Origin of the sequence: Acinetobacter sp. WCHA39 (assembly GCF_002165385.1) — a bacterium.
Classification (GTDB): domain Bacteria; phylum Pseudomonadota; class Gammaproteobacteria; order Pseudomonadales; family Moraxellaceae; genus Acinetobacter.
The window spans coordinates 1-11939 of sequence record NZ_NHRP01000052.1; the positions used below are offsets into that span (position 1 = coordinate 1).

Consider the following 11939-nt stretch of genomic DNA (forward strand, 5'->3'; position numbering starts at 1 on the left):
TGTTTAATTCGTCTGATCACAGATACTTTATAAAGTATTTTAGTACTTTTTTGAATTCGTCAATGCGTAAGTCCTAATTACTTAAAGTAATAAAATTAAGGTAGCTATCCAAATGACAGCAAAAATTTCACGACGGGAACTCATTCAAAAAAGTTTATTCGGTTTTGGGGCATTGTCTTTATCTGCGGGATTTACAGGATGTAATGACAGTTCAGATCAAGAAACAGCGACATTACAAGTTAATTTTGAACATGGCGTTGCCAGCGGTGATCCACTACAGGATAGTGTGATTTTGTGGACACGCTTAACACCAAGTGATAGCAGTGCACGGTTGCAAGTCACTTGGGAAATTGCGTTAGATCAGCAATTCAAGCAAATTATTAAAACCGATAAAGTCACTACCGCTGCTGCACAAGACTTTACTGTAAAGGTAGATGCAATTGGATTAAAACCAAATCAAAGCTATTTTTATCGTTTTGTTTTCGGTGATAAAATTTCGCCAGTAGGTCAGACTAAAACCTTGCCGACCAGTACATCAAAGGTTAGTTTTGCTGTGTGCTCGTGTTCTAATTATCCAGCAGGCTATTTTTATGTTTACCGTGAAATGGCAAAACAAAATGTAGATGTCGTGATTCATCTAGGCGATTATATTTATGAATATGGCGCTGATGGTTATGCGACAGAAGATGCAGCGAAATTAGGGCGTACGCTTCCTGCGAATAATGATAAAGAAATTATTAAACTGGATGACTATCGCAAACGCTATGCTTTACATCGTAAAGATAAAGACTTACAAGCTTTACATCATCGCCATCCTTTTATTGTGATTTGGGATGATCATGAGTTAGCCAATGACACATGGCGAGAGGGAGCAGAGAATCATCAATCAAATGAAGGGTCTTTCCTTGATCGTAAATTGGCAGCATTGCAAGCTTATTTTGAATGGATGCCGATTCGTCCAATTGATGATCAGCATATCAAGATTTATCGACAGTTTGATTTTGGTAATCTCGTTCAGCTTACTATGTTGGATACACGTATTATCGCGCGTGATCAGCAATTAGATTATGTAGATTATATGACCGCAAATGGTTTGAATGCTGCAAAATTCCAAGCGGACTTAACCAACCCTGCACGTACTTTAATGGGGTATACCCAACGGGACTGGCTGCTTGGAAAACTACAGCAATCGACAGCCACATGGAATGTTTTAGGTCAACAAATATTAATGGCGAAAATGTTGATTCCTGCTGAGTTGTTACTTTCTTTGGCTGAAATAACTTCAGGCAATCCAACTGCCGACACCTTAAATAAAATGAATACGCAAATTACTGAGCTAGTCACCTTAAAGATGCGTTTAAAGCAAGGTGATCCGAGCTTAACCAGTCAGGAAAAAGCTCGTATCCTCACCGTTGCACCTTATAACTTAGATGCATGGGATGGTTATTTTGTTGAGCGTGAAATTTTATACGGCACTTTGGCACAATTAAATAAAAAAGTCGTTGTACTTGCAGGCGATACCCATAATGCATGGTCTTCTAATTTATATAGTAAAGATGGTGCATTTGTAGGTGTGGAATTGGCAACCAGTTCAGTTTCTTCACCAGGTCTGGAAAAATATTTAAATATTCCATTGGCTCAGCTACAGCAGTTTGAATTTGCATTTACCACCTTGATTGATGAGCTGAACTATTGCAACTTAAACCAACGAGGTTATCTCATGGTTCAGTTTGATGAAACTCAGGTACAGTCACAGTGGGTTTATGTGGATTCAATCAAAAAATCTCAATATAGCATTGATACAGCCAGACAATATCAGCTCAGTTTTGATAAGAATTTGTTGCCAGTGAAAGCAGGGCAGCAAGTGGCTTAAGAGTTCTTGGTTGGTTCGTTATATCACGTATCAACCATTTATTTTTTAGTTTTTCTAACACCATTTATTAAAATAATTTTTGCATGTTACTTTCTTGGTTATAATTTGACGTAATTGTAATTTATTGGCATAAAAGGTCATAATTTGAATAAATGTTAATAATTTTAAACCTTAAATAAATTAATAATTATAATGTTCGGTATATTTTATGCTGATTTATTTCATAAAAGTTAATAAAAAATATTTGATATTAATTTGAATGACACAACCTGTCATAAGGGTGTGAAAAATATGCATATGTGAAGAGAATAAAATGAATTGGGTAAAGAATGGCAAGAAGTTCTGAAAAAAGTGGGCTATTGGCTGAGCGTTTAGCCACATTAGTTGTTATGCTTTATCATGGTGAAAAGCTTGATTTAAAAGAGTTAGCTAAAAAATTTAATATCAGTGAGCGTACATTATCTCGAGATGTTGATCGATTAAGAGCAGCCCATCTTTCAATAGAGCTAGATGAAGAACAAAAATATTATCTTGTTGGAGGAAGTTCGAACATTGGATTTAAGCAAGCAGATATTAATGACTTTGTGCAACTTTCAGGTATTCAAGGTTTATATCCTAGTGTAAAAGCGTCATCTTTAAAAAAATTATTCAAAGGTCGTGAACAGGCAATTTATGAGGCAAAGGGTTATGCCTATGAAGATGCAAGTAAACTTGAAAAATTACTGGCAATGCTTTCAGAAGCAATTGAGAAAAATCAGCAAATTGCTTTTTTATATAATGGTGAACCTAGAGTTGTTGAACCTTACCGTTTGATTCATCATCATGGCAGTTGGTACTTGGCTGCCGTCAGAAAAGGAAAACTTCTGACGTATCGGGTGAGTCGTATTGCCCGTTCTTATCAACAGCATGAGCTTTCAACATTCGAACCGAATCCAGATATTTTAAAACAATTGGAAGACGAGGATAGTATTTGGTTTGGTCAGGAAAAAAGTGAAGTGATTCTAAAAGTTCATGCCGATGTGGTATTGCATTTTATGCAACGCCAACTTTTACCAGAGCAAGAGCTTGTTAAGACATTAGAAGATGGTGGGATATTGGTATCTAGTAAAATTAGCCATGCCATGCAGCTTTTACCTTTGGTCAGGTATTGGATTCCGCATGTCGAAATTATTAGTCCTGAACATTTACAGAATGAGTTGGAAGTTGGGTTAAAAGGGTATTTGGAACGTTAAGGGGATAACAATGGCATGGAAACCAAAGCCAATGAAAGTGCAGTGTCCACAATGTAAAGCAACAGATATCTTTGCTCCCTCGAGAGACGTAATTGCATTTTTTCCACGATGTAAGACATGTGGGGTGGAAATGGTGAATGTAGGACAAGCGAGTGTGGTGGATTGGATCATTGCTTGTTTCAAAATTTAAATATAGGAGAAATTTTTTGGAAACTTTATTAACACAGGGATTACAGGCACGTCAGGATAAAATTCAGGATGCAGGTCAGTATTTACAGGAAACTAAGCGTTTATTTCAGCAGTTTGGACAAAAAGAATTAACACATGTAATTGATAAGTTTGAGGCGATTGAAAAATCCTTAGATTCAAGTGGTGAAGTAAAGTTAGTCGTGATTGGAGAGTTCTCACGGGGAAAATCGACTTTAATTAATGCTTTATTGAATATCCGTTTATTAATTGCCGCACAGGAGTCAACAACGGCAATTAATACCTTTGTACGTCAATTACCTCAAAGTGAGCAGAATCAATTTATTCGTATTCATCGTCAGGATGGGTATGAAGATATTGCATGGGAAGAAGACGATGCCTTAGAAAAATGGGGAACTGAACTGGATGAAACCAATAAGGGTGAAAGGGAGAAAGTCGATTTTATTGAAGTATTTGCTTCAGGAAATCCATTGTTAGAACAGGGGTTGGTCTTAATTGATACTCCAGGATTACAGTCGATTAATAAACATCATGAAGCGATTACCAAACGAGCAATTAATGAGGCGCATATTGCTATTTGGGTACAAAGCACCAGTCAATTGGGGGGGAATGCAACAGAATGGAAATTTTTATCTGACACAGTACAGCGTAACTTTAATAAATTTCTAACCGTTATTAATATGTGGGACACCGTCATTGAACCACAAGATCATAAAGATCAAAAGTTGTCTTTAGAACAACGTGAAGCGCAGAAATATCAGACTATTAAAGATAATTTTACTAAAAATTTAAGTCATGTACCTGCGGAAAAAATTGCTCAGATGACACAGGATCAAAATTTGATTGGGGTAAGCGCAATTTGGGGGCTGGCAACAGATGATCGAAAAGAAAAATCCAATATTGGTAAATTATCTGCTCGTATTGCTGAAATGTTGTCATCTGGCGAAGCATTAGAGGAAATTTATAAAAAACCTTTAAAAACTTTAACTGATGTACAACAGAACCTGATTGCAAGTGTGGAAGAAGAGCTACAGCAATTAGCTTCTGATCAGTCTTTGATGGAAAGACAACGTGACAGTGAAAAGTTAGATCAGGAAATTAAAAATTTAGAACTTGAACTGACAACGACCAACCGTATGGCAAAAGGTGAACATGACCGAGCTGCTGATGATTTGATTAAAGAGCTAGAACAAAAACTCATTACGCCATTGGTGGATTTAAAAGATGACATTGATGTACAGGTCACACCACAATACATTGAACGAGAAATTAATTTAGCGAAGAAAAATATACAGTTACCAAAACAGTTACAGCAGCAATATGATGATGTAGCCCAACATATCACTGACTTGATGCAAGAGCATCAACAACATATTGTCACGATGCTGGCAGATTTACGAGCAGACTATGCTCAAGCTCTGGAAAAACATGCAGGGCAATTGCAGCAAAAAGTGAGTGGTATTCAATTTGAATTACCAACTTTAGATTTGAACTTTGATCTGGATTTAAGTGAACTTTATCACTATGAAGCAGAGCAAGCTCAATTAGAGGATGAAATCAGCCAGCGACAGGCTGAAATTGATCGTTTAAAAATTGAGATTGCGAGTAATCGTGCTGATCCTGCTGCATTAGAATATGCATATAACGCCTTAAAACGAGCAGAACAGGCAAAAAATAGCCTAGGTAGTCGTCCTAGTCCTAAACAGGTTTCTCGGACTAAAACTGTACCAAGATGGGGTATTTTTGGGTGGGCTGGAATGACGAAAGAGGTTCGAGTCACAGAAGATGATTATAGCAATGTCGAAGCTTGGGAACAGGAAAAACAGGAAAGAGCTCAAGAATTTTCAAATCAAAAAGCTTATATCGAAAAGTTGCAACAAGCAGAACAAGATAAAGGTCGTAAGCGGATGAGTGATGAAATGGCTCAACGTAAATTTGAACAAGATGTTGCCAAATTTGAACGTAAACGCCAACAGATGGAACAAAAGGCTCAGGCAACTAAACAGCATATCATTGAAAATACATATCAACAGTTGGTACGTAATACATCAGGCGAATTAGACAAAGTAATTCGTAAGTTAAAAACGCAAGTACAGCCAAATATTCAGTATGTTTTTAATGAACAGTTAAAACTTTTACAGCAACAGGTACAAGAGCAGTTGGCAGAACCTCTACAGGCGAAATTGGCTCAACGTCAACATATTCAAGCATTGATTGCACAAGGCAAAGAGCAGATTGAGCAACGTCAAATGGAATTACAACAAGGTTTGATAGAAGTACGAGCGTTATTGTTCAGCACAGAAGATGCCTTGCAAAGTAGTATTTAAGCAAAATTAGGATAAAATTATGAAATATCAACAATTAAATACTGTGATTCAGCAACTGCCTAGTGTACAACGAGAAGAAATACAACAACAATTTGACACGATGTTTGGGCAAGCACAGCCTTTACGTTTGGCATTGGTTGGGGCATTTTCAGTTGGAAAAAGTAGCCTACTCAATTGTTTACTCAATGAACAATGGCTGCATACTGCACAAGAAGAAGCCACAGCTTTGCCAACTTTAATTCAATATGCACATCAAACCACATTACAATTGGTTAATCAGGATAGTTCAATTGAACTTATCCAGCGTGATCAATTCGATCAAGTGACGACACAAGCACCTGAACAGGCAAAATGTGCTGTTTTGGGAATAAATCAGGCTTGGTTAAAAGATGTCATCATTATTGATTTACCTGGACTCGGGTCGATTTCTGAACAGAATCACGCCTACACCATTGCTCAAATCCAGCAGTCGGATGCCATTTTATATTTGGTTGCACCTCGTGGAGTATCTGCAGCCGATCTTGATGCTATTCAATTGATTCAATCCTATGGCAAGCATGTTCTGATTGTAATCAATCGTTGGGATGAGATTGAACAAGCGATTACATTTGGTGAAAAAGCACCAAATTTACAACAATGGCAACAACAGATTCAAGAACGAACAGGCTATCAAGGTACTTTGATTCCAACGCATTATCGTGGTTTAAACCATGAAAAAATTTTAGATTTTATTGCCAATGCTAAACAGCAATTACAGGAAATCCGTATTCAGCGTTTTTTGGCAGAATTACGTCCACAATTAGAAAATGCGTTAGGCTATAACCAACAGCAACAACAAGCCAATGCAGAACTGAGCGAACAACAGGCACAACAATTACATCAACAGCTATTGAATCAACGCGATCAGTTAATAGAGATTAAACAAAAGCTGTATCAACAGCAGGAACAGGAAAGTACCACTTTACAACAGCAACTTGAGCAATTGATTCAACAGAAAAAACAGGATTTGCAACAGCAATTACAAGCAATAAATGTAGATGCTGAACAGTGGCAGCAGTATATCAATCAGGGTTCACAAATTGTCCGCTTAGAAGTTGCTCATGCAATTCAGGCTGTACAGCAGATGATGAGTAAATTTGGTGAAATTAACTTACCAGAACAGACGATTACGGATTTAAATTTACGTTTACCTGATTTAGAACCTATCAATAGTCAGGACTTTTTACAAGTTGCTCAGCTAAATCAGCTAAAACACCAACTGTTAAGTAAACAGGATGAACAACAAGGGATAACACCACTGGATACTGCTGATGTATCTCAAGCAGAATTACAGCAACTTGAACATACGATTGAGGAGTTATTACAAAATCGTCAAGAAGTATTAAATAGCCCGATTCCGGTGTACGAACAAAGGATTTATGACAATTCAGGTTCAGAAATGGGGCGTAAAATCGGTGAGATGCTTGATTGGGCATTGATTCTAATGCCTTCAACCGCCGTCCTCAAAGCAGGGAAAGCTATTGGTTTAGGGACGAAAGCACTGAAAGCGGTTCAGACTGTACAAAAAACAGTAAAAGTGACTAAAAGCACTGTAGAACAGATATTGCCACCACAAATGAGTGCCTTAAACCTTTTATCGATTGCAACATGGTCAGAAAAAATAGGTGGATTTTTTAATGAACCCTCCCAAGTGATTTATGTACCTGACGCTGAAGCTCAGGCTGAAGTGGATGCACAGGTACAACAATTAAATCAGCATATCCAACAATTAACACAGGAAGCGGAGCGCAAACAGGAGATGATCAGCCAACATAAATTGGCAGGCTTTGCTTTACAGCAAAAACAAAAGGAAGTTCAGGATATTGAGCAAAAAATTAATCGCTTACAACAAGAGTTGTCACAACAGCTTGAACAAGCTATTCAAGATCAGCAATACCAACAACAGCAAATGGTGCAAAACTATCAAGCTCGTGCATTGCGTCAGTGGTTACAACAATTTGAAAAGCAGTTACAAGGGATACAAAACTATATCTACCAATACCTGAAAGGTTATTGGAGTGATGTGATTGATAGTCAATTGGCAACCCGTCTGGATGAAGTTGTGCAATTACAACAACAGATTGATCAGTTACCAGAAAAAAAAGTACAGTATCTGCAACAGTTACAGCAGGAACAACGACAGTTGCAAGCGGTACTTGATGTACTGTAATTCTTTAGTCATATACCTTGATGTGATGATATCAAGGTATATGGATTGACTGACAATAGATGATGAAAGATATGGATTTTGTAAAAACACAATTAGTTGTACAGAGTATTTACCATTTTGCCCAACAACTTGATCAGGTTACACCTAAAATTGAAGATGGGGTATTGACGATACGGGTTGTTGGAGAGTTTTCAGCAGGTAAAACTCGAGTGATTCGTGAAATTTTAAAAGATAAGATTCCAGAACCTTTTTTACCCATTAGCTCACAGGAAGCTCAAACTAAATTACAACTTGAAATTAGTTATGGTGAGCAAGATCAATTATTTTTGATTGAAAAACCTGAAGATATGGATGAAGCCAAAATTTTGGAAGAACTAAAGGAATTTCCTACACGAGAACAAGTGAGCTTATATGATCCTGAGACCCATCGTCTACGTTTATTGATTCAAGAGCCTTTATTTATTTTAAGTCAAGGGGATGGTTATTATGAGGGCGATCATCCTACAAAGATGTTTTTAATTGATACTCCAGGCTGGAATTCAGGGGATGATGATTTAGCGGAGCAAGACGCTAGAAAATTTTTAGTTGGGGAACATAATTTAGCAATAGTCTATGTGTGTCATGCCAATCGTTTAGATGGCGAATTAAATCAAGCACATTTAAATAATTTCCTTGAAGCTTTAGGAGAAGCACAACTACAGTTTGTAGAGAAAAAATCACATTTACAGGTTATTATTACGCATTGTCAATCAGATAGCCAACAACGTTTGATCAATCGTATGCAGCAACGAATTGAAACTGCATGGCAAGATTTAGGTTTTCAAACGGATGATTTATTATTAAAGATCAATGCTTTTGATTTTGCTGAAATGTCAGAAAAAGAACTCATTCAATTTAGACAAAATTTCTGGTCAGACTTATTAAAACCATTAAATCATGAGAAATTTGAGTTTAATACTTCTTATAGTCAACAAATTTTAAATTGGCAACAGGATTGGGATATTCGTTCATATTTATTACAACATTTTGATGTGACTGCCAAAATTGAAAATTTAATTCCGAACTTTTGTATTGATGGTCAGTTTATTCAAAATATGAATATGACCCGTTTAAAAGGTCTATCTAAAGCAGAAATACAACAACGTTTAACTGAGCGGTGGTTTAAACAATTAAATATTCAGAATGCTGAGGAATTATCTTTATTTCACCAATTTGTCAATTTACCTGAACATCATCCATTATCTGTATGGTGGAACGAATATTGGCTTGTTGAACTTAAAAAGATTTATCAACCTATACAAGATTTTATTGTGACCATGCAATCTTCTATTCAGCAAGTAGATGAGAACGTAGTAGATTTACAAGTATATTTAAAACAACAATTAGATGCTATATATATAACATTCTCTTTGCAACATCCACAAATTGCATCATTTCAGCTTTTACTCAAAACAGTAAAAAATAATATGCAACATTTGGCTTTAGATCAATTTATTGCAACGCTATTAAAACTTTCGATTTTACAAAGTCGGTATTGTGATCATTATCAGCATCAAAGTTTAGCTCATCATCCAGTCCAGATCGATGATGGAAGCACATGGCTGGATACAAAAACAGGTCTGATGTGGGCTAAAATCAGTATGGGGCAGATCTGGCAAAATAATCAGTGTATGGGGCAAGCCAGTCTGATGAATTGGCAACAGGCACAGCAAGCTGCTCAAAATGTAACTTTAGCAGGATTTAATAACTGGCGATTACCAACATTGGATGAGCTCAAAACGTTAATTTTAGAAAGCGAGGGTTATACTTGTTCAGAACAAACTTTATCTCAACCACAAGAAAATGTTTGGGGGCGTTATTGGTCAAGTACATCTGATTTGGAAAATGAAGAGTTTGCATGGTCTGTAAACTTTAATAAAGGCCAATCTTTAATGAGTCGTAAAGATAATGCCAAGTCTTATGTGCGTTTAGTTCGTCATCATTAAGGAATAAAGTGATTATGAACTTATCTGAATTATCAATATTTTTTAAAAGTGTGGAACAAACAGAAGTTGTTGATGCTTATTTATTTGATGTGACAGAATATTTTTCTCATTTACAACGACAATTAGAAGAAAATACCAAAGCTTTACATATTCAAAATGAGAAAATAGAGCATTTAGAATCTACAATACTATTACAAAGTAAAGAGATGATTTTGAGTGGTTTTAATGAAAAATTAGAACATTTAGAAAATAAAATAACTGTGCATCATCAGAAAGTAATAGATGCTTTAAAGTCTAACAAACAAGTTGTTAAAAATGATTCAGGTGTTTGGGTAGATATGAATACTGGTTTAATGTGGTCAAGAATTAGTATTGGACAAATATGGGAAGATAAAAAATGTTATGGTGCAGCTAAAGATATGAAATGGAACAAGGCTAAAAAAGCATGTCAAAAATTTGATTTAGCAGGATTTAATGATTGGAGATTACCAACAAAAGAAGAATTGTTAGCACTTGCAAATTCATATAAAGAAAGCTTATTAGAAGATATTTTACATAATTATTGGTCAAGTACTTTAGATACAGAGGAAAGTGGTGAGTCTAGTTTATATTACTATGTAGTTGATTTCTTTCATGCAAACTTATCATCTGAAGAAAGATATTATCAAAATTATGTTCGACCTGTTCGTAATATTTAGTTAGAGGGGAATTCAGTGAATATATCAGAACTTTCACTATTTTTTAAGAGTGCAGAGCAGGCAGAAATTACAGAACATTATTTGTTGGATGCAACACAAAATTTTGAATTTTTAAAAAATCTGTTAATGGTTCAGCAAGATATACAGAATCAGAAAATAGATGATTTAAAATCAGAAATTATATCTTTAAAAGCTCAGTTAGAATATCAACAAGATATACATATTAAAAAAATAGATCATTTATACTCATATTTTTTAAAAAATATGGATTTAGAACAAATATCCTATCAAATTATTCAGTTTTTACAGCAAGATCAACTGGAAAAATCAAAATTAAAGCAAGCAGAAATAAAAGAAAATAAGTCTGTGTGGATAGATCAAAGTACAAATCTGATGTGGTCTCGTATTTGTCTGGGGCAGAAATGGGAAAACCAGCAATGTTCAGGACATGCTAAACAAATATCATGGAATCAAGCCAATAAGCTATGTAAAGAATTTAATTTGGAAAACTTCAATGATTGGAGATTACCAACTGAAAAAGAATTAAAGACTCTATTTAAGATGAATCGCCTCGGTACGTTACAGAATGTATTGTTTATGCCACAAAAAAATATTAAATGGAATTTTTGGTCAAATACTGCTTATGAATCGAACTTAAAAGGCTATGTTTATGTTGTTGATTTTGAAAAAAATGCCTCTATACATCAAACCAAGACATACAATAAATACTTAGTTCGACTAGTACGTAATGTTTAATTGGGAGCCAAGGAAATGGATTTATCTGAATTATCAATATTTTTTAAAAATACAGAACAAGCAGAAATTACAGACCGTTATTTATTACAAATAAATCAGTCTTTTACTGCTTTACAATCACAGTTAGAGCAGCAAAACCAAAAAATAGAAAGTTTGGAAGCTAAAATTATAGGACAATATCAAACAATTATAGATATTTTACAGCCTAAAGTAAAAATAGAAAAACAGATAGATGAACATAAAAGTGACTTAAAACCTAACATTACAATAAATACAAGTCAAACAGTAGGAGAAAAAGAGGGTGTCTGGATAGATCAAAGTACAGGTTTAATGTGGTCGAGAATTAATATTGGACAGAACTGGAGAAATGGAAGTTGTCATGGGAATGCTATAAATACAAGTTGGGATGATGCTAAGAAATTATGCCAACAATTTGATTTAGCAGGATTTAAAGATTGGAGGTTGCCAACAAAAGATGAACTTAAAAAACTTGCAAGTATGAATAAAAATGGAGAGTTAAAAGATCTCTTTCATAAATCAAAAAATGATCTTCTTTTTGGTTGATATTTGCACTCCAGATTTCTTGGCATTCATGCATAATCTGCGGATGAAATACATCGATTCAAAGAAGCTTTCTGAAACACAGTTCAAG

9 protein-coding genes are annotated in these 11939 nt (G+C 35.3%); all 9 read left to right on the plus strand.

Features of this window, described 5'->3' with window-relative positions; genetic code table 11:
* The first annotated feature begins 112 nt into the window (after positions 1 to 112).
* The 9 genes from CDG56_RS15830 (at position 113) to CDG56_RS15870 (ending at position 11851) form a co-directional block, all read left to right on the plus strand.
* Positions 113 to 1873, plus strand: coding sequence for an alkaline phosphatase D family protein (locus tag CDG56_RS15830; protein WP_087548395.1), 1761 nt, complete (start codon positions 113 to 115; stop codon positions 1871 to 1873).
* A 329-nt stretch (positions 1874 to 2202) separates the two neighbouring features.
* Positions 2203 to 3105 (plus strand): helix-turn-helix transcriptional regulator, encoded by a 903-nt coding sequence (locus tag CDG56_RS15835; RefSeq protein ID WP_087548396.1) that lies wholly within the window; start codon positions 2203 to 2205, stop codon positions 3103 to 3105.
* A 10-nt stretch (positions 3106 to 3115) separates the two neighbouring features.
* Positions 3116 to 3295 carry a hypothetical protein gene (locus tag CDG56_RS15840; protein WP_087548397.1) on the plus strand — a complete coding sequence of 60 codons (180 nt, stop codon included), beginning with the start codon at positions 3116 to 3118 and terminating at the stop codon, positions 3293 to 3295.
* 16 nt (positions 3296 to 3311) lie between these two features.
* Complete coding sequence (locus tag CDG56_RS15845; RefSeq protein WP_171295175.1) at positions 3312 to 5639, plus strand: dynamin family protein; 2328 nt, start codon at positions 3312 to 3314, stop codon at positions 5637 to 5639.
* 19 nt (positions 5640 to 5658) lie between these two features.
* Positions 5659 to 7848 (plus strand): dynamin family protein, encoded by a 2190-nt coding sequence (locus tag CDG56_RS15850; RefSeq protein ID WP_087548399.1) that lies wholly within the window; start codon positions 5659 to 5661, stop codon positions 7846 to 7848.
* Between the two features lie 71 nt (positions 7849 to 7919).
* Entirely contained in the window at positions 7920 to 9833 is a 1914-nt protein-coding gene (locus tag CDG56_RS15855; protein WP_171295176.1) for a DUF1566 domain-containing protein, read from the plus strand.
* Positions 9834 to 9847: 14 nt separating this feature from the next.
* Positions 9848 to 10531: a DUF1566 domain-containing protein gene (locus tag CDG56_RS15860; protein ID WP_087548401.1), complete on the plus strand. Its 684-nt coding sequence runs from the start codon at positions 9848 to 9850 to the stop codon at positions 10529 to 10531.
* A gap of 15 nt (positions 10532 to 10546) precedes the next feature.
* Complete coding sequence (locus CDG56_RS15865; RefSeq protein WP_087548402.1) at positions 10547 to 11287, plus strand: DUF1566 domain-containing protein; 741 nt, start codon at positions 10547 to 10549, stop codon at positions 11285 to 11287.
* Between the two features lie 15 nt (positions 11288 to 11302).
* The gene (locus tag CDG56_RS15870) at positions 11303 to 11851 is read left to right on the plus strand and encodes a DUF1566 domain-containing protein (RefSeq protein ID WP_087548403.1); all 549 of its coding nucleotides are present in this window, start codon (positions 11303 to 11305) and stop codon (positions 11849 to 11851) included.
* Positions 11852 to 11939 lie beyond the last annotated feature (88 nt).

Bases quoted from the DNA above. Each gene is read 5' to 3' on its own strand.
- CDG56_RS15830 (WP_087548395.1), top strand. From the start codon at position 113: ATGACAGCAAAAATTTCACGACGGGAACTCATTCAAAAAAGTTTATTC.
- CDG56_RS15835 (WP_087548396.1), top strand. From the start codon at position 2,203: ATGGCAAGAAGTTCTGAAAAAAGTGGGCTATTGGCTGAGCGTTTAGCC.
- CDG56_RS15840 (WP_087548397.1), top strand. From the start codon at position 3,116: ATGGCATGGAAACCAAAGCCAATGAAAGTGCAGTGTCCACAATGTAAA.
- CDG56_RS15850 (WP_087548399.1), top strand. From the start codon at position 5,659: ATGAAATATCAACAATTAAATACTGTGATTCAGCAACTGCCTAGTGTA.
- CDG56_RS15855 (WP_171295176.1), top strand. From the start codon at position 7,920: ATGGATTTTGTAAAAACACAATTAGTTGTACAGAGTATTTACCATTTT.
- CDG56_RS15860 (WP_087548401.1), top strand. From the start codon at position 9,848: ATGAACTTATCTGAATTATCAATATTTTTTAAAAGTGTGGAACAAACA.
- CDG56_RS15870 (WP_087548403.1), top strand. From the start codon at position 11,303: ATGGATTTATCTGAATTATCAATATTTTTTAAAAATACAGAACAAGCA.